At 71.3% G+C, this 23,688-nt stretch carries 20 protein-coding genes and 1 pseudogene; 13 read left to right on the plus strand and 8 right to left on the minus strand.

What is annotated here, in order from left to right:
- The first annotated feature begins 407 nt into the window (after positions 1–407).
- Entirely contained in the window at positions 408–1,886 is a 1,479-nt protein-coding gene (locus tag G361_RS0117600) for a cation:proton antiporter (protein ID WP_019928420.1), read from the plus strand.
- Between the two features lie 235 nt (positions 1,887–2,121).
- Here G361_RS0117600 and G361_RS0117605 read toward each other — a convergent pair whose 3' ends face one another.
- Positions 2,122–3,054 carry a cobalamin biosynthesis protein gene (locus tag G361_RS0117605; RefSeq protein ID WP_019928421.1) on the minus strand — a complete coding sequence of 311 codons (933 nt, stop codon included), beginning with the start codon at positions 3,052–3,054 and terminating at the stop codon, positions 2,122–2,124.
- Between the two features lie 181 nt (positions 3,055–3,235).
- Positions 3,236–4,204 (minus strand): GlxA family transcriptional regulator, encoded by a 969-nt coding sequence (locus G361_RS0117610; RefSeq protein WP_019928422.1) that lies wholly within the window; start codon positions 4,202–4,204, stop codon positions 3,236–3,238.
- A gap of 71 nt (positions 4,205–4,275) precedes the next feature.
- Between G361_RS0117610 and G361_RS0117615 the strand changes: the two genes are divergently transcribed.
- The gene (locus G361_RS0117615) at positions 4,276–5,040 is read left to right on the plus strand and encodes an MBL fold metallo-hydrolase (RefSeq protein ID WP_019928423.1); all 765 of its coding nucleotides are present in this window, start codon (positions 4,276–4,278) and stop codon (positions 5,038–5,040) included.
- 110 nt (positions 5,041–5,150) lie between these two features.
- Positions 5,151–6,275 (plus strand): alanine dehydrogenase, encoded by a 1,125-nt coding sequence (gene ald / locus G361_RS0117620; RefSeq protein WP_026343159.1) that lies wholly within the window; start codon positions 5,151–5,153, stop codon positions 6,273–6,275.
- Between the two features lie 13 nt (positions 6,276–6,288).
- Here the strand turns inward: ald and sigJ are convergent, their stop codons facing one another.
- On the minus strand, positions 6,289–7,218 hold the full coding sequence (gene sigJ, locus G361_RS0117625) for an RNA polymerase sigma factor SigJ (RefSeq protein ID WP_019928425.1): 930 nt from the start codon (positions 7,216–7,218) through the stop codon (positions 6,289–6,291).
- Positions 7,219–7,310: 92 nt separating this feature from the next.
- Positions 7,311–8,321, minus strand: a complete 1,011-nt coding sequence (locus G361_RS0117630) for a GAF domain-containing protein (protein WP_019928426.1) — start codon at positions 8,319–8,321, stop codon at positions 7,311–7,313.
- Between the two features lie 105 nt (positions 8,322–8,426).
- On the opposite strand from G361_RS0117630, the gene G361_RS0117635 reads away from it, so the two are divergent.
- The 4 genes from G361_RS0117635 (at position 8,427) to G361_RS0117655 (ending at position 11,616) form a co-directional block, all read left to right on the plus strand.
- Positions 8,427–9,986: an AMP-binding protein gene (locus G361_RS0117635; protein WP_019928427.1), complete on the plus strand. Its 1,560-nt coding sequence runs from the start codon at positions 8,427–8,429 to the stop codon at positions 9,984–9,986.
- 27 nt (positions 9,987–10,013) lie between these two features.
- On the plus strand, positions 10,014–10,529 hold the full coding sequence (locus tag G361_RS0117640; protein WP_019928428.1) for a gamma carbonic anhydrase family protein: 516 nt from the start codon (positions 10,014–10,016) through the stop codon (positions 10,527–10,529).
- 153 nt (positions 10,530–10,682) lie between these two features.
- On the plus strand, positions 10,683–10,877 hold the full coding sequence (locus G361_RS0117650; RefSeq protein WP_019928429.1) for a hypothetical protein: 195 nt from the start codon (positions 10,683–10,685) through the stop codon (positions 10,875–10,877).
- A gap of 112 nt (positions 10,878–10,989) precedes the next feature.
- Positions 10,990–11,616 (plus strand): TetR/AcrR family transcriptional regulator, encoded by a 627-nt coding sequence (locus G361_RS0117655; protein WP_019928430.1) that lies wholly within the window; start codon positions 10,990–10,992, stop codon positions 11,614–11,616.
- Between the two features lie 13 nt (positions 11,617–11,629).
- Here G361_RS0117655 and G361_RS0117660 read toward each other — a convergent pair whose 3' ends face one another.
- Complete coding sequence (locus tag G361_RS0117660; protein ID WP_155981482.1) at positions 11,630–13,456, minus strand: Eco57I restriction-modification methylase domain-containing protein; 1,827 nt, start codon at positions 13,454–13,456, stop codon at positions 11,630–11,632.
- Between the two features lie 447 nt (positions 13,457–13,903).
- Between G361_RS0117660 and G361_RS50365 the strand changes: the two are divergent.
- Positions 13,904–14,230, plus strand: a pseudogene (locus G361_RS50365) (ElyC/SanA/YdcF family protein); the annotation flags it as partial.
- 9 nt (positions 14,231–14,239) lie between these two features.
- On the opposite strand, the gene G361_RS47010 reads toward G361_RS50365, so the two are convergent.
- Together G361_RS47010 and G361_RS0117675 are read right to left on the minus strand one after the other, a co-directional pair.
- A complete protein-coding gene (locus G361_RS47010) occupies positions 14,240–15,070 on the minus strand; it encodes an MspA family porin (protein ID WP_019928433.1) in 831 nt (276 codons plus the stop codon).
- 59 nt (positions 15,071–15,129) lie between these two features.
- Positions 15,130–15,759, minus strand: a complete 630-nt coding sequence (locus G361_RS0117675; RefSeq protein WP_019928434.1) for an MspA family porin — start codon at positions 15,757–15,759, stop codon at positions 15,130–15,132.
- A 227-nt stretch (positions 15,760–15,986) separates the two neighbouring features.
- Between G361_RS0117675 and G361_RS0117680 the strand changes: the two genes are divergently transcribed.
- From G361_RS0117680 to G361_RS0117700, 5 genes are all read left to right on the plus strand, one after another.
- Positions 15,987–18,056, plus strand: coding sequence for a 3-hydroxyacyl-CoA dehydrogenase NAD-binding domain-containing protein (locus G361_RS0117680; protein ID WP_019928435.1), 2,070 nt, complete (start codon positions 15,987–15,989; stop codon positions 18,054–18,056).
- Between the two features lie 232 nt (positions 18,057–18,288).
- Positions 18,289–19,785: an aldehyde dehydrogenase family protein gene (locus G361_RS0117685; protein ID WP_019928436.1), complete on the plus strand. Its 1,497-nt coding sequence runs from the start codon at positions 18,289–18,291 to the stop codon at positions 19,783–19,785.
- A 13-nt stretch (positions 19,786–19,798) separates the two neighbouring features.
- Positions 19,799–21,385: a FadD3 family acyl-CoA ligase gene (locus G361_RS0117690; RefSeq protein WP_019928437.1), complete on the plus strand. Its 1,587-nt coding sequence runs from the start codon at positions 19,799–19,801 to the stop codon at positions 21,383–21,385.
- A 6-nt stretch (positions 21,386–21,391) separates the two neighbouring features.
- Positions 21,392–21,847: a pyridoxamine 5'-phosphate oxidase family protein gene (locus G361_RS0117695; protein WP_019928438.1), complete on the plus strand. Its 456-nt coding sequence runs from the start codon at positions 21,392–21,394 to the stop codon at positions 21,845–21,847.
- A gap of 89 nt (positions 21,848–21,936) precedes the next feature.
- Positions 21,937–22,914: an alpha/beta hydrolase fold domain-containing protein gene (locus G361_RS0117700; protein ID WP_019928439.1), complete on the plus strand. Its 978-nt coding sequence runs from the start codon at positions 21,937–21,939 to the stop codon at positions 22,912–22,914.
- A gap of 51 nt (positions 22,915–22,965) precedes the next feature.
- Here G361_RS0117700 and G361_RS0117705 read toward each other — a convergent pair whose 3' ends face one another.
- Positions 22,966–23,643, minus strand: coding sequence for a TetR/AcrR family transcriptional regulator (locus G361_RS0117705; protein ID WP_231386906.1), 678 nt, complete (start codon positions 23,641–23,643; stop codon positions 22,966–22,968).
- Positions 23,644–23,688 lie beyond the last annotated feature (45 nt).

A 23,688-nucleotide genomic window follows, 5' to 3' on the forward strand; every position in this document is an offset into this window, starting at 1 on the left:
GCGGGGTACGGCCGTCCGCCGGACCGCAGTGGTACGCGCCCGCCGGGCCGCTGTGCGGGGTAGCCACAGTGCGGGTACGCCGCCCGCTGAGCCGCTTCGCGGGGTGCGCCGTCAGACCCGGTCACAGGTGGGTGCGCCGCCCGCTGGGCCGCCGTGCGGGCACGCCGTCCGCGAACCGGCACTCGCACCGGAGGCGAACCTGTCGATCGGAGCGGTCGATCGGAGCGGTGCTCGGGGAGTAAACCGTGTGGAGTCCGGGATCAAAGGAACGCTAAAGTTGGATCCGGTGTGTCGGGAAGTCTGGTCGACGAGTCGCTGTCGATTGCCCAGGAAGGACGGCCCGTGCCAGTCGTGAACCGATCGAATCACTCTGTGCGACACCGCGAATCCTGCTTCGAGTCGTCGCGATGACTGATGTCTCCGCGTTCGCCGCGGCCCTGCTGATCGTCTCGCTGATCGGGCTGGCCGGGGTGTTGTCGAGCCGGCTCGGGGAGTGGCTGCCGATTCCCGCACCCGCCCTGTTCCTCGGGGGTGCGGCCGCCGCGTCCGATATCTGGCCCGCGCTGGGGCGGATTCCGATGACCTCGGTACAGCACGTGGTGACGGTCGCGCTCGTGGTGATCCTGTTCGACGGCGGTATGCAGATCGGGTGGCGCCGGTTCCGGGCGAACGCGGCCGCGATCACCTGGATCGGGGTGGCCGGGACCCTGGTCACCGCGGTGGCGCTGACGCTGGCCGCGCATCTGATCTTCGGCCTGGACTGGCGGATCGCATTGCTGCTGGGCACCGCCCTGTCGCCGACCGATCCGGCGGTGGTGTTCTCGGTCCTGGGCCGGCGGCAGATCGACGGCCGCGCCGGGACCCTGTTGCAGGGCGAATCCGGGGCCAACGATCCGGTCGGCATCGCGCTGCTGGTGGTACTGCTGGAGACGACCCGATTTCATTGGGACGCAATCGGATCCGTGGCCGGGGAGTTCACGGTCCAGTTGCTCGTCGGCGCGGTCGCGGGCATCGTCTGCGGGCGAGCGCTGCTGTGGTTCATGCGGACGGTGCCGTTGCCGGCGGCCGGGCTGTATTCGGTGCGAGTGCTGGTGTGCGTGCCCGCGATCTACGCGGTCACCACCCTGATCCACGGTTCGGGATTCCTCGCGGTGCTGGTGGCGGGGATCGTCATCGGCGACCAGCGGGCACCCTATCGCGCCGAGATCGAGCGATTCCACTCGGCGCTCGCGAGTCTCGGCGAGATCGTGGCCTTCGTGATGCTGGGGCTGACCATCCAGGTGACCGGGCCGCACGGGGTGGTGGAGGGCGGGGCCCTGCCGATCGGGCTGGGACTCGCGATCCTGCTCGCACTGGTGATCCGGCCACTTCTGGTGGGACTGACCACCCTGCCGATCCGATTACCGCGCGGCGATCGGATATTCGTCCTGTGGACCGGGCTGAAGGGAGCGGTGCCGATCCTGCTGGGCACATTCATCCTGAACGCCGGAATACCGGATGCCCACCGCGCCTATGCGATCATCTTCGTCGTCGTCGCGTTCTCGGTGGTCGTACAGGGCGGTACCCTTCCGGCCGTGGCCCGATGGCTGCGGTTGCCGCTGCGCACGGTCAATCCGCGACCGTGGGCGATGAACGCCCGCTTCGAGGAAGAACCCGACAGCCTGCACCGCTTCACGGTCGCCTCCGGGTCGCCCGCCGACGGCACCACGGTGGCCGGCCTGCCGTTCGCCGACCTGTGGGTGAGCGTGATCATCCGCCGCGGACTGCTGGTCGTCGTCAGCCCCGACACCCGACTGCGCAGCGGCGACGAGGTACTGATCCTGGCGGACCCGGGATCCGCCGCTGCGATCGAAAACCTCTTCACAACGAAACCCCAAGCACCGTAACGGATTTCACCAGCGCAGCGGTCCCGCCTTTGCCCTCTACAAGCACAGCGGTCCGGCCGCCGCACAGGCACCTGCCCAGCGCAAGCACGGCGGTCCGGCAGCAACGCAGCATCTGCCCGGCACAAGCACTGCGGTCCGGCGGCCCACATCACCTGGCGGCGCAAGCACAGCGGTCCGGCGGGAAGCGCAGCATCTGCCCACGAGGTCCGAAGGCCGTGCGGCCGGCTCGGCACGCCTATGCACGCTTGCGGCGACGCCCCAGGATCTCCGCTAGCACCACGGCCACGCACGCGGCGGCGAGCTGGACGGCTTCGGACATTCGCACGGCTCGGCGCAGGTCGCCGACGCCGGGGGCGGGCCCGTCGCCGAGTGTGGGTCGCATCTCGATCCCGTGCCGGTATTCGGTGCGGCCGCCGAGCCGTACCCCGAGCGCACCGGCCATGGTCGCCTCGGCGACCCCCGCGTTCGGGCTGGGATGCTGCCGGGCGTCCCGCCGCCAGGCCCGCAGCGCGCCGTCGCGCCGCTCCCCCGCCAGCGCGACGGTCAGCAGCCCGGCGAGCCGCGCCGGAACCAGATTCGCCACATCGTCGAGACGCGCTGCGGCCCAGCCGAATCGGCGGTACCGCTCGTTGCGGTAGCCGACCATGGCGTCGAGGGTGTTGATCGCCCGATACCCCAGCAGCCCCGGCACCCCGGCGACGGCCCCCCAGAACAGCGGCGCCACCGTGGCGTCGGAGGTATTCTCGGCGATGGATTCCAGTGCGGCCCTGGCCAATCCGTCGGCGTCGAGCAGTTCGGGGTCGCGCCCGCACAGCGACGGCAGCAGGGCCCGCGCCCCGCCGATGTCCCCCGCCTCCAGCAGCCCGGCCATCCGCCGGCCGGTCCGTGCCAGCGTGGTGCCGCCGAGGACCGTCCACGTCGCCACCGCGGTCACCGCGATTCCGCCACTGGTGGACCGGAACCGCTGCCGCACAACGCCACCGAGGGCCACCGCACTCCCGGCGAGCAATATCTCGTAGACCACGCCGGCCGCGCGCCGGTCCCGGTACACCAGCGGTTCCAGCCGCGCCGCGACCGTGCCGAATCCGGCCACCGGATGACCCCGGCGCGGATCGCCCAGTACCCGGTCCAGCCCGAATCCGAGCCCGATCCCGATCGCCGTCACCATCCCCGTTCGCACCCGGCGACAGTAACGCACCGATCATCGGCGCAGCCTCGAGAGCCGGGGACCGCCGACCAGCGAGTGGGATACCGGCCGGGCCGCCGCCACGGCACCGAGCGCGAACTACGCTCGGCGACCCCCGGCGACCCGGGATCCGGCGACCAAAGCCCCGGCCCGCGGATCCGGCTCACATTGCGGCGCGGAAGAGGCGGCGGTGGTCGGCCGGGGAGAGGCCGAGTGTGCGATGGAAGTGGTGGCGGAGGTTGACCGCGGTGCCGAAGCCGGCGTCGGTGGCGATGCGGTCCACGGTGTCGTCGGTGGATTCCAGCAGCAGGCGGGCGTGGTCGATGCGCTGGTGCAGCAGCCACTGCTGCGGGCTGGATCCGGTGCGGTCGCGGAAGCGGCGGGTGAAGGTGCGCCGCGACATCAGCGCGACACGGGCCCAGCTGTCGAGGTCGATCCGGTCGTCGAGCCGGGTGCGGGCCCACAGCATCGCGTGTTCGATCGGATCGTCGTCGGCCTCGTCGGGAACCGCGATCGGGATGTACTGCGCCTGCGAGCCGCCACGGTGCGGGGCGAGCACCAGGGTGCGGGCCAGGTCCGCGGCGACGCGGCTGCCGTGGTCGGACCGCACCAGATGCAGGCAGCCGTCCAGGGCGGCGGCGACGCCGGCGGAGGTCATGATGTCGCCGAGGTCGGTCCACAGCCGGTCGGCGCGGACCCGGACCGCCGGATGCGCGCGGGCCAGGTCGGCGGCGGCGGACCAGTGGGTGGTGATCTCCCGGCCGTCGGCGAGTCCGGACGCGGCAATCGCCCAGGCGCCCAGGCACAATCCGACCAGCCGGGCGCCGCGCTCGTGCGCGCGGCACAGCGCCTCCCGAATCGGCTGGGACAGTTCGGTTCCCGGACTCCAGCTGGGGATCACCACGGTGTCGGCGGCCTCGATCGCCTCGAGTCCGTGCCGCACGGCGATATCGAAATCGCCCGGGGTGCGCAGGATTCCGGGATGTTCGACGCAGGTCCGCAGCCGGTAGCGGGACTGCGGCCGGGCGCTGGTGCCGATACCGCCGAACACCAGCCCGGGCACCGACAGATGGAACGGGCTGATGCCGTCGAAGGCGAGCACCGCCACCTCGTGCGGACGATCGGAGGTCATGGCCCGATATTATCGGAGGGCGGCCTTCGGGCCACTGTCGAGGCGCCGGGCCGCCGACCAGGATCGAAACCATGACCGACACCTCCACCACCGCATTCGAACTGCTGCACATCGGCGGCCCGACCGTCCGCATCCGCTACGGCGGCCTGACCTGGCTCAGCGACCCGACCTTCGACGCGCCGCGCGACTATCCCGGTCCGGTCACACTGCACAAACTCGAGGGCCCGGCGATCCCGGCCGAACAGGTCGGCCCGGTGGACGTGGTGCTGCTGTCCCACGATCAGCACGCCGACAACCTCGATGTCTCCGGCCGCGAATTCCTCACCGCGGCCACCACCACGCTGTCCACGCCGGAGGCGGCCGGACGGCTGGAAGGCGTTCGGGGACTGGCGGAATGGGAGACGGTCCGGATCGCCGAGGTGACCGTCACCGCGGTTCCGGCCCTGCACGGCCCCGAGGGTGCGGAGGAATTCTCCGGCACCGTCACCGGATTCGTGCTGCGGGCGGACGGGCTGCCTACGGTCTACGTCTCCGGTGACAACGCGTCGGTGGACTACGTGCGGCGCATCGTCGAGCGCATCGGCTCGATCGATATCGCGGTCCTGCACGTCGGCGCGGCGAATGTCGGCCGGTTCGGCGACATCGACGTCACCCTCAACGCGCGGACGGCGCTGGAGGCCGCCGGGGAACTCGGTGACGCGGTGATCATCCCGGTGCACGCCGAGGGCTGGGCCCATTTCTCCGAAACGCTGGAGCATCTCGCGCGCACCTTCGGCTACGGCGGCCGCACCGCGCAACTGCGCATCCCCACCGCGGGCGTGCCGCTGACGGTGTGAGCAACCCCTCGTGCCCGATGGATTCCGGATGAGCGAATCGCGAAGCCGGACGGGGTGAATCGCCGCCCGTGGTCGTGGCAACCGGCACCGATCTACGCGACGATGACCGCATGAGAATCGGCGTTCCGCGAGAGATCAAGGAGCAGGAGGCCCGGGTGGCGCTGACCCCGGCCGGCGTCGGGGAACTCGTCCGGCACGGGCACGAGGTGGTGGTCGAGGCCGGCGCCGGCATCGGATCCGCGTTCACCGATGCCGACTACCTCACCGCCGGGGCCCGCACCCTGTCCACCGCCGACGAGGTCTGGCAGACCGCCGAACTGATCCTGAAGGTGAAAGAGCCTGTCGCACCGGAATATTCACGGATGCGGCCGGACCTGGTGCTGTTCACCTATCTGCATCTGGCGGCCTCCCGGGCCTGCACCGAGGCCGTCCTCGCGTCCGGTGTCACCGCCGTCGCCTACGAGACGGTGCGCGGCCCGGACGGCTCGCTGCCGTTGCTGGCGCCGATGAGCGAGGTGGCCGGCAAACTCGGCAGCCAGGTCGGCGCCTATCACCTGATGTCGCCCAACGGCGGCGCGGGCGTACTGCTCGGCGGGGTGCCGGGGGTGCGGCCGGCGAATGTGGTGGTGATCGGCGGCGGCGTCGCCGGATCCAACGCCGCGGCCGTGGCGGCCGGGATGGGCGCGCGGGTGACCGTGCTGGACACCAGCCTGCCGGTGCTGCGCCGGCTCGACGCCCGCTTCGCCGGCCGGGTCGTCACCATCGGCGCCAACGCCGCGGAGATCGAAAGGGCCGTGCTCGCAGCGGATCTGGTGATCGGCTCGGTGCTGGTCCCGGGCGCGCGGGCGCCGCAACTGGTGCCCGACACCCTGGTCGCGCGGATGCGGCCGGGGTCGGTGCTGGTCGACATCGCGATCGACCAGGGCGGCTGCTTCCAGAGCTCGGTGCCGACCACGCACGCGAATCCGACCTTCCGCGTGGCGGATTCGCTGTTCTACTGTGTCGCCAACATGCCCGGTGCGGTACCGCACACCGCGACCGTGGCGCTCACCAACGCCACGCTGCCGTATGTGCGCACCATCGCCGATCACGGCTGGCGGGCGGCCTGCCGCGCCGATCCGGGCCTGGCCCGCGGCCTGACCGCCGATGCGGGACAACTGCTCTCGGCGGAGGTGGCCGCGGCCCACGGTCTGGCCGCCGGTACCGAGGAGGGGCTCGACGCGGTCGCCGGCTGACCGGACCGGCCGCTCACAGATACCAGTCCGGCTCCCATTCCGCCGGCAGCGCACGGAGTTTGTCCGGATTGCGCACGATCTGGATCGCGCTGACCCGTCCGGCGTCGACGGTGAACGACATCACCCCGAGGTAGGCGCCGTCGAACACCACCAGGCCGGGCTTGCCGTTGACCAGCACGTTGCGGCCGGAGGCGTCGTTGCCCGCCCGATACCAGCCGAAGAACAGCTTCGCGACCAGTTCGGCGCCGTTGACCGGCCGCCGGATCGCGGGCACCTTCCCGCCGCCGTCGGCGGTCAGGACGACGTTCTCGTCCAGCACGCCGAGCAGCGCGGACAGATCACCGGACCGCCAGGCCAGCGCGAACGCGGACACCACCTTCTCGTGTTCGTCGCGACCGGCCGGGAACCGTGGGGTGCCCTCCTCCACATGTCTGCGGGCGCGCGAGGCCAGCTGCCGCACCGCGGCCGGGGTGCGGCCGACCACCTCGGCCACCTCCGGACCCGACATCCCGAACACGTCCTGCAGGACGAATGCGGTGCGCTCGGCCGGCGACAGCGATTCCAGCACCATGAGCAGCGCGGTCGTCACCCGCTCGTCCTGGGTGATCCGGTCGGCCGGATCGTCCCACGAGGTCACCTCCGGTTCGGGCAGCCATTCGCCGACGTACTGTTCGCGGCGGGCCCGCGCGGAACCCAGCTGATCCAGCGCCAGGCGGCCGGTGACGGTGCTGAGCCAGGCCCGCAGATTGTCGATCCGGCCCTCGGCGCCGTTGTCGTGCCAGCGTTGCAGCCGCAGCCACGCCTCCTGCACCACGTCGTCGGCATCGCTGAGGCTGCCCAGCGTGCTGTAGGCCAGCCGGCGCAGATACGGACGCTGATCCTCGAATCGGCGCGCCAGCTCCACGCGATCGATGTCACCCGCTATCGGCTCGGTCACGGCCATCGTCCTCTCCGGCATCCGATCCGCCCGGTTTCCGGCGGATCTCCCACCATGATGACGAAGCCGCCGCACGGACTGTGACAGACCGGCTCCGATCAGGGCCGCCCGACACCGTCGACGGGCTGGATGAGGCAGCTCAGGAACCGATCGGGCGCACCGGCGTGCCGGACGGCGTACAGCTCGACCGGTACCCAGCCACCCTCGACGGTCAGCAGCCGCACCACCGCGTGGCCGGAGTCCTGCCGGCTCTCGGCCAGTTCGACGATCACCCGCAGGTAGTCCTCGCGATCGTCCGGATGGACGACATGGCTGTTCAGCAGGTTGTGGTCGGATCCGCCCGGCGGTTCGGTGCCGCGCGAGGCCGGATGGTGCCGCCAGGCGATCCCGGGCAGCGGCGGGGTCAGCCATTCGATGATCTGCATATTGCGCAGATCGATCAGCGCGGTGGTACCGCCGAGCAGCGTCGCGGTGGTGTCGTGGTGATGAGCGGGCACCGCGAGATCCGGTTCGTGCCCGGCCTCCACCCGCAGCAGCAGTCCCCGCAGCCGATCGGGTGCGTGATAGCGGAACCAGCCGTAGATCCGGGCGATGCCGCCGTCGGCGGTCAGCACCCGCATCGGCCCCTCCCAGACGGCCCCCGGTTCGGGCGCGAGCGCCGCCGCGATCAGCCGATCCCGGCCCTCGCACTCCAGCACCCGGGACAGGAACCAGGCACCGTGCAGCAGTGGATGGCCGGCGGGCAGGACCGCGCCGCCGTTCCCGCTGCTGCGCAGGGTCCAGTGGCTGCCGTGCCAGAGGAAGACGTCCGCCGGCGGCGGATCCTCGCGCGGGGTGCCGGCCGCGCCGACCCACAGCCGCACGGCCGCCACCACACCCCCGTACCCGGCGATCGGCGCCGCGACGACATCGAAACTCTCGCCGCGGATCAGCGCCCGGCGCGCACAGCTCCGGCCGGAATCCACCGCCTCGGCCACGGCGACCTCGGCCAGTGCGGTGAGGAAACCGGGGCGGACCGCCCGTTGCAGCGACCGTTCCCGCGCCGGACCCTCGCCCGGGGTGTGCCGGACGACCCGATCGGGGCGCGCGGCGTCGATCAGATACCACACAGTCTTCCCTCCCGCACCACTGACTCCGTGCCCCCGAGCGCCCGGCAGCGAGTCTAGTAGCGGCGGCCGTGCGCGCGGTCGGGCGGGCGTGGCAGACTGCCCGGCATGGGCGAGCATCCGGCACCGGTTGTGCGGTGCGGCAACCGGATTCGGCGGCATTCCGAGGTACACGACCGGGCGGGACGGCTGGCGGCGGCGCTCGCGGCGGCCGGGGCCGGGCGCGGCGCGCGGGTCGCGCTGTTGCTGCGCAACGACATCGAGTTCCTGGAGGCGTCGCTGGCCGTGGCCGCCACCGGCGCCAATCCGGTCCCGATCAACACCGCCTGGCGCGCACCGGAGGTCGCGCACGTCCTCGCCGACAGCGGTCCGCTGCTGATCATCGCGCACACCGAATTCGTCGGCGTGGTCGAAGACGCGCTCGATATCGCGGGCGGCACAACCGAAGTCGTGGAGGCGGCGATGCCGCCGGAACTGCTCGCCGAGGCCGGTCTCGACGCCGCGCTCGCCCGGCCCACCGGCCGGCACCGCCTGCTCGAGGATCTGATCGCCGGTCACCCGCAACCGCTGGGGCAGGTCGAGGGCGCGATCGCCGACTCGATGGGCCTCATCTACACCTCCGGCACCACCGGCCGGCCGAAAGGCGTACTGCGCGAACGGCTCACCGCCGAGCAGTTGCTGTCCATCGCCGGCGCGACCGCCACCCGGATGGGCCTGACCCCGCAGGCCGAGGTCCTGGTGGCCGGGCCGCTGTACCACACCAGCCCGAATGCGGTGGCGGTGCTGGCACTCCGGATCGGCGCCTCGATCACCGTGATGCCGCGGTTCGATCCGCGGCGCTTCCTCGACCACGTGCAGCGGTACCGGATCACCCAGGCGAAGGTCGTGCCGACCATGCTGTCGCGGCTGCTGTCGCTGCCGGCCGAGGTGCGCGCGGGCTACGACGTGTCGTCCCTGACCCATCTGATCCACTCGTCGGCGCCGTGCCCGCCCACGGTGAAACGCGCCGCGATCGACTGGTTCGGGTCCGCGGTGCGCGAATTCTACGGCTGCACCGAGGCGGGCACGGTCACCTGGATCGACGCCGACGAATGGCTGTCCCACCCGGGCAGTGTCGGGCGACCCGCCGACGGTTCGGCGGCGGTGGTCGCCGACGCGGCCGGAGAACCGTTGCCGCCCGGGCAGATCGGCGACGTCCACGTGCGCGGGGCCGACTACTGGCCCGGTTTCCACTATCTGCACCACACCGGCGGGCCGGACGGCCCGTTGCCGGGCCTGCTGTCCGTCGGCGACACCGGCTTCCTCGACGAGGACGGATACCTCTATCTCACCGGCAGATCCGCGGAGATCATCATCCGCGGCGGGGTGAACATCCACCCCGCGGAGATCGAGCACGCCCTGATGGCGATCCCGGAGGTGGAGGATGTCGCGGTCTTCGGCATCCCCGACGACGATCTCGGCGAAACCGTTGCCGCGCACATCGTCCCGCGGCCCGGCGCCACCCTGACCCCGGCCGACATCGGCCCGGCGCTGCGCGATCGGCTCGCGAAGTTCAAACATCCCACCACGATTCGCATCACCGCGAGCCTGCCCCGCGACGACGCCGGCAAACTGCGCAAACAGACGCTGCGCGCCGAGTACGCTCCCGCACCCGGTCCGGATCGGTGATCCGCGCGGCCCGGCTAGGGTCGGCATATGAAGATCAGACTGGGTGAATTCGAGCCGCAGATCGACGAGACGGCGTGGCTGGCGCCGAACGCGACCGTGATCGGCCGGGTGCGCGTGGGCGCGGAGGCCGGCATCTGGTACGGCGCGGTGGTCCGCGCGGACGTCGAGGACGTCACGATCGGCGCCCGCACCAACATCCAGGACGGCTGCGCGCTGCACGCCGATCCCGGATTCCCGCTCACCCTCGGCGCCGGAGTGTCGGTCGGGCACAACGCGATCCTGCACGGCTGCACGATCGAGGACAACGTGCTGATCGGCATGGGCGCGACGGTGCTCAACGGTGCGGTCGTCGGGACCGGCAGCCTGATCGCCGCCAACGCGCTGATCCCGGAGGGTGCGCAGATCCCCCCGGGCTCGCTGGTGGCCGGGGTGCCGGGCAAGGTCCGCCGCGAACTGGGCCCCGCCGAGATCGATCGCATCCGGCTCAACGCCACCGTCTACGTGCAGAACATCGGCGTGCACCGGGGCGCCGAGGTGGTGTGAAAGTGCCCACACCGGGCATCGGACCGGACACATTTTGTTAACATTTTCGCCAACGTGCCCGGTGAAGCGGCCGACGACCTCGGTGCGGCGCACGCGCGATTCGAGCCCGCGCGGCATTCCGGGCTCGTCAGCGGGTGAGCAGGAGGTACCACGGTGGCGTACGAGCAGTCCGGTATGCACCGACCCGCCGGGCGGATCAGCGTGGCCGATATCGCCGCGGAGCCCGGTGGCATCGAGGCGCTGCGGCGCCGCGTCCACGAATTGCGCGCGCGGGGTATCGACTTCGCCGCCAATGCGATCGAGCGGGAGATGGTCGCGTTCGACCTGAACGTCGCCAACCGGCCCTGATCCCGCGGCCGGGGTATACGTCGCCCGGAGCGGCCGCATGTCGATGCGATACTGATCGGCACCCTTCCGCACGAGGCGCTGCCCCGCGGACCGAATTCGACATGGAGACTCGATGCCCACCGTTCCATCCATCCTGGCTCGCATCCTGGAGAAACCGCGGGCCGACGGCGAACAACTGCTGGAGAGCGCGCTGTCGGCATTCCTGGACTTCGGGATCAAGCGCACCAGTATGGGTGAGATCGCGCGCCGCGCCGGTATCAGTCCCGCCACCCTGTACCGGCGGTTCGAATCGAAGAACGACCTGGTCGAGGCGGTCGGGGTGCGGGAGGCGCAGCGCTTCGTCGCCGCGATCGAGGAACGGGCGGCCCGCATCACCGGCGGTTCCGGCGTCGACGAACTGGTCGAGATCTTCGCATCCTTCACCACGCTGCTCGCCCGCAACGAACTGCTGCAACGACTGCTGCGCACCGAGCCCGAACTGATCCTGCCGCGGCTGACCGTCGACGGCGGCCCGGTCCTCGAGGTCGGCCGCATCTACCTCGCCGAGAAACTGCGCGGACTCCGGCAATCCGATACCACCCTGGATTTCGACCCCGATCTGGTCGCCGAGGTGCTGGCGCGCCTGGCGCAATCGCTGATGCTGACCCCCGAGGGCCGGATCCCGCTGCGCGACGAATCCGCCGCCCGCGAATTCGCCCGCCGCACACTGCTTCCCATGGTCGGCGTGCGCTCGGCCTGACCGGGCGGCCGATTCAGCCGGGCAGGCCGAAGGCGGCCGCGACCAGTTCGTCGAGCGGGCCGGGATCGGATATCGTACCGTCGGCCAGGTCCCGGACCAGGACGGTGAGCGCCTCGGCGGCCGGGGTGCACGGATCCGGCACCGGCAGCCGCGTCACGTACTGGGTGATCCACCGCCGGCGGCCCGAGTACAGCCGGTTGCCGCAGACCGCATCGTAGAACCGCAGGCCCACCGCCGAATTGGCCACGCCCATCAGCAGATACCCCAGCCGATCCACCTCGGCCGCCGATCCGGGCAGATCCGCCAGCGAGATCCAGTAGCAGTCGCCGTTGACGATCGCGCCGCTGCGGTCGAGCGCGAACCGCGGCGCCACACTGATATCGGGGAACACCAGTTTCGGCAGCCGCCACAGATGCGGCCGCTGCGGCACCCAGATCTCGAACCACTCCCGGCCCCCGCCCACCAGGTAGTCGCGCGCGGCCAGCAGATCCTTGTGCGCGGCCAGATACGCGGCGGCGCCGGGATATTCGGACAGATCGACGGGAGTGCGCCGGGACCGGGTCACATCGTAGGGATAGAGCACCCGCGTCGGCCGGCCGCGGGTGATCCGCCACGGGGTCAGATCGTGATGGGTGAGCAGGTCGAACAGCAACTCGGCCTCCGGTTCCGGGTGGGACTCGTGCCACCGGTCGGAGATGAACACCCGATCCGCGGTGGTCTTGATCCCCACCCGGATCCGCGCCAGCTCACCGAAACTCCGCCAGGTGCCCGCCGCGATCCGCCGGAGCCAGGCATCCGTCTCCGGCTGCGACATCCGCCAGGGGACGGTGGCCGGACCGCCGGACGGCACGACGCGTTCGGCCGCAACCGATCCCGCCGCCCCGCAGTCCAGCGTGCCCACCCGGACGGCGATGCTGCGGCCGTCGTGGCGGACCACGGTGTCGCACTCGGCATTCAGCGCCGCGAACAGATCATCCGCTGCGGCCACCGGCGGCCGGGTGGCGGCGCACGCAGCGGCCGGGGCCGGCCCGGGTACCGGATCCGCCGCTCCGGCAGCCGAATTCGGACCGGGGCCGGCGGCGCCCGCCGCCGGGGTCTCGTACGCGGCGACATAGCGGCAGGTCACAGGGCCACCGGCCCCCGGCAGCGGGCGGACGGCGATGGTGACCGCGGGCAGCACCGCGGCCTCGAACAGCTTGGTGTCGCCGAGATCGTAGAGCTCCACCGGAATCAGGTCGCGGCACAACAACGCGCGCAGATTCGCCCCGGCCTTGGTGGTGAGAAACCGGTTGGCGCACAGCAATCCGAGCACCCCGCCGGGCCGCAGCAACCGCGGCACACTGGCCACGAAGGGATGGGTGAGATCGATCCGGCCCGCGAGCCCGAACCGATTGCGCAGCAACCGCGCCGTCTGCGCACCCAGCTGCTGGGTGCGCACGTACGGCGGATTGGTGATCACCACGTCGAACTGCCCGTCCGCCAATTCCTCGGCCGCGCAGAGGAAATCGCCGACCCGCCAGGTCACGTCCAGGCCCGCGGCCCGCTCCCGCGCCACCCGCACCGCCGCCGGATCCAGATCGTGACCGGTGGCCCGGACCGGCAGGCCCGGAAATCGTTGCGCCGCAGCGTCTCGCAACGCCAGCAGCAGTTCGCCGTCACCACAGGCCGGATCCAGGATGCGCAGCGTATCGCCCGGGGTCAGATGTTCCAGCAGCCGATCGGCCAGGAATCGCGCGAGCCGGTCCGGGGTGTAGTGCCGGCCGTGCCGTTTGCGCGCACCGGCCCCGCCGGGCTCCCTGCCCGCCCGCCGGTCGATTGCTGGCCCGCCCCAGCCATCCATATCCCGCATTGTGCCCGCCGGCACCCCGTTCCCGGCGCAGGAACGACATCACGGTCCGGCACGACCGCGGATTTTCCGGCAGACTTCGAACTGTGGGAGCGGAGAATTCGGGGGCGGGACCCCGCACGGCACGGTGGCGGCGACCGGTGGTCGTCCGGCGGGTGGCGATCGGACTGACCGCGGTGATCGCACTGCTGGCGGCGGTGGTCCTGGGTGCCGACGGCTGGATCCGGTCGCGGGCCGCCGGGCGGGAGTACACCGCCGCGGACGTGCCGCCCGCCGATGTGGCGCTGGTACTCGGCGCACAGGTCTACGCCGACGGGAAGCCCTCGCCCTATCTGGCCGCGCGCCTGGATCTCGGCCGCGAGCTGCTCGAGCGCGGGAAGGTGAAGGCGCTGCTGCTCAGCGGCGACCACGGGCAGTGGGCCTACGAACAAGGGTGTCCCGGCGGCGAAGATCGCGGTGGACTACGCGGGCTTCGACACCTACGCGTCCTGCGCCCGCGCGTACCGGATCTTCGGGGTCCGCTCGGCGATCGTCGTCACCCAGGACTTCAGCGTGCCGCGCACGGTCGCGCTGTGCCGTGCGGTCGGCATCGAGACCACCGCGGTCGGGGACCACGGCCAGCCGCACAACGCCACCTACGCCCGGATCTGGCTGCGCGACCAGTTCGCCGACACCAAGGCGGTGTATTCGATCGTCACCCGGCCCGATCCGGTCCTGGGCGACCAGGAGACCACCGTCCGCGACGCGATCGCCGCGGACGGTGGCTGATCCGGCCGCTCAGCCGATGCTGAAGGGCCTGCCCCACAACGTCTGCGAACCGTCCATGACGTTGTCGTGGACGGTCACGGTCGTGTAGGCGCGGGCCTCCGCGGCGCCGGCGCAGCCGTCGATCGACAGCGCGTGGTCCACGTACTGGGTGATGCCGTCGGTACCGGTGAAGGTGTAGGTCTGCACCTGTTTGGTGGTGACCGAACCCGGCTTCAGATGCAGCGACACGTTCGGATCCCCGTACGGCGAGAGCCCGTTGCCGTCGACGCCGACGCCGAGATCGCCCGCACCGACCGACAGTCCGCCGCCGCCACCGCCGTAACCGCCGCCGCTGCCGTGGCCGGAACTGCTGGCACCCGCGGAGTCGCCGCCGCTGCTGTCGTCGCCACCACCGTTGCCGTCGCCGCCCTGGCCGCCCTGGTCGCCGCCCGGACCGCCCTGGCCGTTCGGACCGCCGTTGCCCTGGTTCGTGGCCTGGCCCGCGGCATCGCCGCTGCCCTCGGCGTGCGCGCCGCTGCCCAGGTCGATCTGGCAGCCGAGCAGATATCCGGTCTCGATCCGGCCGCCGGTCACCTTGACCCCGTCCGGCGCCGTCACATGCACCGACGTCACGCCGGAGACCCAGGCGTTGCGCGACAACGGATTGTCGGCGAGCGAGCCGGAGATCGTCGCGTGCTCCCCGGTGCGGTCCACGTCGATGGTCAGCCCGTCGCGGGTGTTCAGCTCGATATGGCCGTCGGGCAGCGCGACCTGGGTGTCGGCGTGCGCCGCACCCCCGGCGGCGATCAGCATCGGCACGCTGGCGAAGGCCACGAACGCCGTGCTCAAGGCACCTCGCATGGCGGGTTTCCTCTTTCCTGTCCCGGGTCGGCCCGGCTCGTGGATGTCGGACACGGTGCTCATCCGATGCTGAAGGGCTGGCCGTACAGGGTGACCTCGGCCGAGCCGCGGTCGTTCTTCACGGTCAGGGTGCTGAAGGCCCGCGCCTGCGCGTAGCCGGCGCAACCGCTGACCTGGACCGCGCGGTCGCTGTAGGCGATACCGACCGCTCCGGCCGTGGGATCGAGCTTCTTGGTGTCGAACTTGACCGTCGCGACCCCGCCCGGCACCAGATTGATGTTCGGGTAGATCTCCGGATAGGCCGAATTCGGCGAGATGTAGATGTCACCGCCGAGCGAGACGCCGCCGGAGAGGTCGACCTGGCACCCCACCACATACCCGGTCACGAGATTGCCCGAGGTCGCGCCGTCGATGGTCGCGAACACCGTGGCCGACATGCTCGCCGTCCGGGACAGCCCGTTGGACGCGATCGACGGCGAGACAACCGCATGTTCGCCGGAGCGGGTCAGATCGACCTGGACCCCCGTCGCAGTGGTCAGGGACTGCTCCCCGTCCGGCAGCGGCACATAGGTATCGGCCCGCGCCACCGGTGAATCGACCACCGTGGCCACCGCGCATCCGAGCAGCATCGCGGCAAACCCCAGCCCCGCGCCGGCGGCCCTGCGGCCGCCGGACTCATTTACCTTCATCAGTTACCTTCATCGGTTGGAACGATCGACACTGCAGCAAACGCCGCCCACGCTCGCATCCAGAGGTGAACGGAAGCTGTCAGCACGCTGCGCGTCCGGTTCGAATGCCGATTGTTCGCCGGCCGGTGACGGCCCCCGCGCGACACCTTACCGTTGAGCACTCTCGAGAATGACATTCTCGCTGGATGGTATGACTATTACACCGAGCCAGGAAGTGAGACGACAGCATGGCGATCCAGTACGAGACGCAGGGCCGTACCGCACTCATCCGCATCGACAATCCCCCGGTCAACGGACTCGGGCACAGCACGCGCGACGGCATCGTGACCGGGCTGCGCCGCGCCCTCGAGGATTCGGGCATCGACGCGATCGTGCTCACCGGCGGTAACGGATTCTTCTCCGCCGGTGCGGACATCACCGAATTCGGCACCCCGAAGTCCACCGCCGCGCCGACGCTCAACGAGGTGATCGCCGCGCTGGACGCCGTCGGCAAGCCGGTGGTGGCCGCGATCGAGGGCACCTGCCTCGGCGGCGGTCTGGAACTGGCCCTCGGCGCGCACTACCGGGTCGCGACCACCGCCAGCAAGCTGGGCCTGCCCGAGGTGAATCTCGGCCTGGTCCCCGGCGCCGGCGGCACGCAGCGGCTGCCGCGCGCACTGGGCTTCGCGACGGCCGTCGACATGATCACCACCGGCGCCCCCCGCACCGCCGGCGCGCTGGCCGCGCTGGACGGTCAGCGGCTGCTGGACCGGGTGGTGGACGCCGACGCCGTCGCCGCGGCCGTCGCGTTCGCCGGGGAGATCGCGGCGGTCCGCCCGCTGCCCCGGGTGCGGGACCTCACCGCCACCGGCGATCCGGCGGCCGCCGCGCCGCAGCGCGCGGGCCTGGTCAAGCGCAGCCGCGGCTTCCTCGCGCCGGTCGCCGCCTTCGATCTGGTCGCGACCGCGGTGACCACGCCCTTCGACGAGGGTCTGGCCACCGAACGCGCCACCTTCACCGAACTGGTGGCCGGCGATCAGTCCGCGGCCCTGCGGCACGCCTTCTTCGCCGAGCGCGCCGCCCGCAAGATCCCGGGCATCGGCGCCGAGGTCCGGCCGCGTCCGGTGGCGAAGGTCGGCGTGCTCGGCGCCGGCACCATGGGCGGCGGCATCGCGATGAACTTCCTCAACGTCGGCATCCCGGTGACCATCCTGGAGACCGCTCAGGAGGCGCTGGATCGCGGGCTCGGCGTGATCCGGCGCAACTACCAGATCCAGGTCGACAAGGGGAAGCTCGCCGCGGACGAGCTGGACCGGCGGATGGCCCTGCTGACCCCGACCCTCGACTACGCGGATCTGTCCGACAGCGACCTCGTGATCGAGGCGGTGTTCGAGGACATGGCGGTCAAGCGGACCGTCTTCACGACACTCGACGAGGTGATGAAGCCCGGCGCGATCCTGGCCTCCAACACCTCCTCGCTGGATCTGAACGCGATCGCGGCGGTCACCGGCCGTCCCGAGGACGTGGTGGGCCTGCACTTCTTCAGCCCCGCGAACGTGATGAAGCTGCTGGAGATCGTGCGCGGCGACCGCACCGCCGACGACGTCCTGCTCACCGCGATGTCCCTGGGCCAGCGCATCGGCAAGGTCGGCGTGATCGCCGGGGTCTGCGACGGATTCATCGGCAACCGGATGCTGAACAACTACCGCACCGCCGCGTTCGCGCTGCTGCGCCAGGGCGCGACCCCGGCCGAGATCGATTCCGCCATCGAGGGTTTCGGCTTCGCGATGGGCCCGTTCCGGGTGGCCGACCTGGCCGGCAACGACATCAGCTGGGCGATCCGCAAGCGCCGCTACGCCGAACATCCGGACGTGCCGCGCGAGGAGATCGCCGACTCCCTGTGCGAGCTGGGCCGATTCGGCCAGAAGACCGGGGCCGGCTGGTACGACTACAACGGCCGCGACCCGCAGCCCAGTCCGGTGGTCGCCGATCTGCTGGCGTCGTACCACGAGAAGTACGGCACCAAGCCGCAGACCTTCGAACCGGACGAGATCGTGGCGCGGCTGGTGCTGGCGCTGACCGACGAGGGCGCCCGCATCCTCGAGGAGGGTTTCGCCCAGCGCGCCTCCGATATCGACGTGGTCTACCTCTCCGGGTACGGCTTCCCGCGGCACCGCGGCGGGCCGATGTGGTACGCGGACCGGGTGGGCCTGCCCACCGTGGTCGCCGCGCTGCGCCGCTACCACGACGGTGAGCCGGGCTGGGAGCCCGCGCCGCTGCTGGCGCGGCTGGCCGCCGAGGGTGGCAGCTTCGAATGAGTCTGCGGCGGTGGTGTTTCCGGCGAGTCGCCGGAAGCGCCACCGCATCGTGAACGCGTGCCGGGTGGGTGCTGCCACCCGGCACGCGCCGTTTCCACCGGCGCCGGGCGGATTTCCCGGCGGTGATCGGATGCGCGCAAAGCATGGTCAATAACTAGATGAGCGCTTACTCTCTTGTATGGTGGCCGCACCGGCGCGAGGCGAGGTGCGGTGCTCGCGAGAGAGGACTCCCATGCCGACGAACACCGCACTCGACCGACAGTCCCTGCCGTTCCTGACCGGGGTACCCCAGCGCCTGCTGATCGGTGGCGAATGGGTCGAATCCGCTTCCGGCCGAACGTTTCCGAGCATCGACCCGTCCACCGGCACGGTGATCGCGGAGATCGCGCAGGGCGATCCGGCCGATGTGGACCGCGCGGTGGCCGCCGCGCGGGCGGCGTTCGAGGGCCCCTGGCGGGCGCTGACCCCGGCGGCGCGGCAGTCGATCATCTGGCAGGTCGCCGACGTCATCGAGGCGAACGCGGCGGAGCTGCGGCGGCTGGAGGCCGTCGACATGGGCATGCCGATCGGCCGCGATCCGGGCGCCGGCGCGGACAAACTGGTGGAGGTGCTGCGCTACTTCGCGGGCTTCGCCACCAAGATCCACGGCCGCACGCTGCCGAATTCGATGCCGTGGCAGATCCTCACCTACACCTCGCACGAACCGGTCGGCGTGGTCGGGTCGATCATCCCGTGGAACAGCCCGATCAACAACGTGCTGTGGAAGCTCGCGCCGGTACTGGCCAGCGGCTGCACGATGGTGCTCAAGCCCGCCGAGGAGGCGAGCCTGGTCGCCCTGCGGATCGGCGAATTGCTCTCCGAGACCGACCTTCCCGCCGGTGTGGTCAACATCGTCACCGGTTTCGGCGAGGCCGGGGCGGCCCTGGTGGAGCACCGCGACGTGGACAAGGTCGCCTTCACCGGCTCGACCGCCACCGGCCAGGCGATCGTGCGCGCCTCCGCGGGCAACCTGAAGCGGCTGACCCTCGAACTCGGCGGCAAGTCACCGGATGTCGTGTTCGCCGATGCCGACTTCCGGCGCGCGGTGCCCGGTGTCGCGATGGGCGTCTTCGGCAACTCCGGCCAGGCGTGCTGCGCGGGCACCCGAATCTTCGTGGAGCGCCCCATCTTCGAGGAGTTCGCCGCGGCGCTGGCCGCCTACGCCGCGAAACTGAAGGTGGGCCCGAGCCTCGACCCGCAGACCCGGATCGGGCCGCTGGTGTCCCAGGCCCAATTGTCCCGTGTCACCGGCTATCTCGACATCGGCCGGGAGGCCGGCGCCCGGGTGCTGGCCGGCGGCGCCCGGCTCACCGACGGCGATCTCGCCAACGGCTACTTCGTCCCGCCGACCCTGCTGGCCGACGTCACCGACGAGATGGCGGTGGTGCGTGAGGAGATCTTCGGCCCGGTCGGCTGCCTGCTGCCGTTCGACACCGTCGAGGAGGTCGCGGCCCGGTCCAACGACACCGAATTCGGCCTGGCCGGCGGCATCTGGACCACGAACCTCGGCAACGCGCACCGGCTGGCGGCGCTGATGCGCACCGGCACGGTCTGGGTCAACACCTACAATCTGTTCGACCCGGCCGTCCCGTTCGGCGGTTACAAGATGAGCGGCTGGGGCCACGAGAACGGGCCCGACGCCCTGGCCCAGTACCTCACCACCAAGGCCGTCTGGGTCCGTACCGATTAGTCTGCGCCCCACCGTGTTCGACGACACCGACCGCAGCATCCCCGCGCGGCTGCTGCGGGTCGCCGCCGCACAGCCCGACCGGGAGGCGGTGGTCGACGGCGAGATCCGGATCACCTACGCGCGCTTGGCCACCGCCGTCGTCCAGTCCACCCGGGCGGCGCTGGCGGCGGGCATCCTGCCCGGCGACCGCGCCGCGGTCTGGGCGCCCAACGGCTATCGCTGGATCGTCGCCGCCCTCGGCATCCTCGGGGCCCGCGGCGTCGTGGTGCCGGTGAACACCCGGTTCAAGGGCGCCGAGGCCGCCGATGTGCTCGCCCGCTCCGGCGTGCGAATCCTGTTCACCGACAACGACTTCCTCGGCACGGATCGCGCCGCACTGCTGGCGCCGCACACCGCCGGCCTCCCGGAGCCGATCCGCGTGGTGGTGATGAACGGCCCGGTGCGCGAGGACGTCCCGTGGCACCGGTACCTCGGCGCCGGCCGCCTCGTCAGCGAGAAGGCCGCCACCGGGCGGATCGCGTCGATCCGCGCCGACGACCCGTGCGACATCCTCTTCACCTCCGGCACCACCGGCCGCCCCAAGGGTGCCGTCGCCACCCACGGCCGGCTGCTGCGGCTCTACGACGACTGGTGCGATATCGTCGGATTGCACTCCGGCGGAAAGCAACTGGTGATCACTCCGTTCTTCCACTCGTTCGGATACAAGGCCGGCTGGCTGGCCACGCTGCTGCGCGGCGCGACCGTGGTCCCGATGGCGGTGTTCGACGTCCCCACCGTGCTGGCGACCGTCGAGACCGAACGCATCACCCTGCTGCCCGGTCCGCCGACCCTGTTGCAGGACCTGCTCGACAGTCCGGACCGCGACCGCTACGACCTGTCCTCGTTGCGCGCCACCGTGATCGGCGCCGCGACCATCCCGGTCGAGCTCATCCGCCGACTGCGGGACGAGATGCGGTTCACCACGATCCTCAGCGGCTACGGCCTCACCGAGACCAACGGCCCGGCCTCGCTGTGCCGCCCCGGCGACGATCTCGACACCGTCGCCCACACCGCCGGAAAGGCCATGCCGGACACCGAGATCCGCATCGTCGACGGCGGCGGCGCCGCACTGCCGCCCGGCGAGCACGGTGAGATCGTGATCCGCGGCTACCACCTGATGACCGGCTACCTCGACGATCCCGCCGCGACCGCCGCGGCGATCGACGGCGAGGGCTGGCTGCACACCGGCGACCTCGGCCGCCTCGACGAGCACGGGAATCTGATCATCACCGGCCGGATGAAGGAGATGTTCGTCGTCGGCGGCTTCAACGTGTATCCGGCCGAGATCGAGAATCTGCTGCTGACCCACGACGCGGTCGCCCGGGTGGCCGTGATCGGCGTCCCCGACGCCCGCCTCGGCGAGGTCGGCGCGGCCTTCGTCGTCCCCCGCCCCGGCGCCGCACCCACCCCCGAGGAACTGATCGCCTGGGCCCGCGACCGCATGGCCAACTACAAGGTGCCCCGCCGGCTCGAGATCCGCGCCGAGCTACCGGTCAACGCATTGGGCAAGATACTCAAGGACGAACTGCGCGCACCCGCGCACACCACACACCCGAGGTGAGAACAGATGGGCCTGAGGCTTTCCCCCGACGAGGCATGGCAGGCGCTGGCAGCCTCGCACACCGGCATCCTCACCACCCTGACCGCCGACGGCCGCCCGATCACCCTGCCCGTCTGGTTCGTCGTCGACGACCGCACGATCGGCCTGCAGACCCCGCGCGGGGCGAAGAAGTCGGCCCGCATCCGCCGCGACCCTCGGGCCGCCTTCCTCGTCGAGTCCGGTGAACTGTGGGCGGAACTGCGCGCGGTCCACCTCTCCGGAACCGTCGCCGAGGTGACCGACCCGGCCGAGGCGGACCGGATCGCCGCCGCCTTCGACCGCAAGTACGCGGCCTTCCGCACCCCCGCCACCGACCTGCCCGCGGCCACCCGCGACCACTACGCGGCCCTGACCTACCTCCGCTTCACCCCCGCGGATCGCATGCTCACCTGGGACAACAGCCGCATCACCACCCCCCGCTGACGACCCCGCACAACGGCAAGGAGGTCCACCCGAGCACCGGAGAATGCTATTCTCTGCATTCAGATTCCGCTTCTCGAAGGAGTTCGGTGGTGACCACCAGCGACGCACCCGCCGTACTGCACCTGCCCGCCCGCGACATCCCGGTGCCGTCCTCGGTCAGCCCGCAGGCCCAGGCCATCCTGGCCCTCGGGCCCCTCGGCCCGGCCCCGCAGTGGCCCGCCCTGGACGACCCCGCCGCCTGGCGGGCCCTCATCGCCGACCTCGACGCCCACACCCTGCGCATGGCCCCCGGCTCCGGCGCCCCCGCCGACGTCGAGGAGATCCCCGTCGGCAAGGCCCGCGTCTACGCCATCACCCCGCCCGGCGTATACCCCGGCGACCGCCGCACCTACCTCGAGATCCACGGCGGCGGCTTCATCCAGGGCGGCGGCGAGATCTGCCGCACCCGCGGCATCGACAACGCCCACCGCATCGGCCACCACTGCTGGTCGGTGGACTACCGCATGCCCCCGGACCACCCCTTCCCCGCCGCGCTCGACGACTGCGTCGCCGCCTACCGGGAACTGTTGCGCCACCGCGATTCCCACGAGATCGTCATCGGCGGCGTCTCGGCCGGCGGCAACCTGGCCGCCGCCACCGTCCTGCGCGCCCGCGACGAGGGCCTCCCCCTGCCCGCCGGCATCGTCCTCGCCACCCCCGCCGCCGACCTCACCGAATCCGGCGACACCTGGCAGACCAACCTCGGCCTGGACAACCTGCTGAGCCACTCCCCCACCCCCAGCCTCTACATCGGCGACCACGACCCCCGCAACCCCTATCTCTCCCCTGTCTTCGGCGATTTCACCGCCGGCTTCCCCCCGGCCCTCCTGCTGTCCGGCACCCGCGACATGCTCCTCTCGGACACCGTCCGCCTGCACCGAGCCCTCCGCGCCGCCGCCGTCCCCGCCGCGCTGCACGTCTGGGAGGCCGCCGCCCACGGCGGTTTCCTCGGCCACGCCCCCGAAGACGAGGAACGCACCCGCGAGATCCGCCTCTTCCTCGCCGAATGCTGGGACCCGGCCACCTAGAATCGGCCCACGGTCGCGATCTACCGGCCCGGCGCGGGATTCGCCGTCGACCTACCGATCCGGATCGGGGTCGACCGGGACCGGCGCACCGATCCCGTGCTGTGAGTCCCGCGGGATCGGGTGGGCGGCAAGGAAATCCCGGACGATGCGGGCGCAGTCGTCGGGGGTGACGGTGCGCAGGCCGGTGAGTTTCATGAAGATGATCGGGCCGAGGAGCTGGGCGAAGACGAAGATGCGATCGTGGTCGCCGAGTCGCGCACGCGCGGCGGGGGTTTCGAGGACCCGATCGAACGGCACCCGGTAGTGCTCGATCACGCTGGCGCGCAACGATTTCACCACCGGGGACGGATCGTCGGCGGTGGCCGTGGAGGTCGGGCCGAGGCCCAGGCCCATCCAGGCGAGGGTGCTCAGCTGCATGGGCACCTGCTCGATCGCGGCCGCCTGACTGGTGAGCAGTTCGGTCAGCTGCTGTTCCAGCGTGCCCTCGGGGGCGGGCGGAACCACTTGCGGGAGAAGGCGTTCGAAGGCCGCCGCGAGCAGTCCCGCACTGTTGCCGAAATTCCGGTACAGGGTGGTGCGGGCGACCTTGGAGGCCCGGGTGACCGCGTCCACCGTGACCGCCTCGATGCCGCCGGAGGCCAGCAACTGGGTGGCGGCGGCGATCAGCCGATCGCGTGATCGCACTCGGCGTGGATCGACCGCGTCGGGAAGCTCGGGCGCCTGACTCATCACGTCCATCCTGCCGGACATCACATATCCGGAGGGTTTTCATCC

The sequence above is a fragment of the Nocardia sp. BMG111209 genome (assembly GCF_000381925.1).
GTDB lineage: Bacteria > Actinomycetota > Actinomycetes > Mycobacteriales > Mycobacteriaceae > Nocardia.

Excerpts from the sequence above, each read along its gene's own strand:
- G361_RS0117600 (WP_019928420.1), top strand. The coding sequence starts at position 408 with ATGACTGATGTCTCCGCGTTCGCCGCGGCCCTGCTGATCGTCTCGCTG.
- G361_RS0117605 (WP_019928421.1), bottom strand. The coding sequence starts at position 3,054 with ATGGTGACGGCGATCGGGATCGGGCTCGGATTCGGGCTGGACCGGGTA.
- G361_RS0117610 (WP_019928422.1), bottom strand. The coding sequence starts at position 4,204 with ATGACCTCCGATCGTCCGCACGAGGTGGCGGTGCTCGCCTTCGACGGC.
- G361_RS0117615 (WP_019928423.1), top strand. The coding sequence starts at position 4,276 with ATGACCGACACCTCCACCACCGCATTCGAACTGCTGCACATCGGCGGC.
- ald (WP_026343159.1), top strand. The coding sequence starts at position 5,151 with ATGAGAATCGGCGTTCCGCGAGAGATCAAGGAGCAGGAGGCCCGGGTG.
- sigJ (WP_019928425.1), bottom strand. The coding sequence starts at position 7,218 with ATGGCCGTGACCGAGCCGATAGCGGGTGACATCGATCGCGTGGAGCTG.
- G361_RS0117635 (WP_019928427.1), top strand. The coding sequence starts at position 8,427 with ATGGGCGAGCATCCGGCACCGGTTGTGCGGTGCGGCAACCGGATTCGG.
- G361_RS0117640 (WP_019928428.1), top strand. The coding sequence starts at position 10,014 with ATGAAGATCAGACTGGGTGAATTCGAGCCGCAGATCGACGAGACGGCG.
- G361_RS0117655 (WP_019928430.1), top strand. The coding sequence starts at position 10,990 with ATGCCCACCGTTCCATCCATCCTGGCTCGCATCCTGGAGAAACCGCGG.
- G361_RS0117660 (WP_155981482.1), bottom strand. The coding sequence starts at position 13,456 with ATGGATGGCTGGGGCGGGCCAGCAATCGACCGGCGGGCGGGCAGGGAG.
- G361_RS47010 (WP_019928433.1), bottom strand. The coding sequence starts at position 15,070 with ATGCGAGGTGCCTTGAGCACGGCGTTCGTGGCCTTCGCCAGCGTGCCG.
- G361_RS0117675 (WP_019928434.1), bottom strand. The coding sequence starts at position 15,759 with ATGAAGGTAAATGAGTCCGGCGGCCGCAGGGCCGCCGGCGCGGGGCTG.
- G361_RS0117680 (WP_019928435.1), top strand. The coding sequence starts at position 15,987 with ATGGCGATCCAGTACGAGACGCAGGGCCGTACCGCACTCATCCGCATC.
- G361_RS0117685 (WP_019928436.1), top strand. The coding sequence starts at position 18,289 with ATGCCGACGAACACCGCACTCGACCGACAGTCCCTGCCGTTCCTGACC.
- G361_RS0117695 (WP_019928438.1), top strand. The coding sequence starts at position 21,392 with ATGGGCCTGAGGCTTTCCCCCGACGAGGCATGGCAGGCGCTGGCAGCC.
- G361_RS0117705 (WP_231386906.1), bottom strand. The coding sequence starts at position 23,643 with ATGAGTCAGGCGCCCGAGCTTCCCGACGCGGTCGATCCACGCCGAGTG.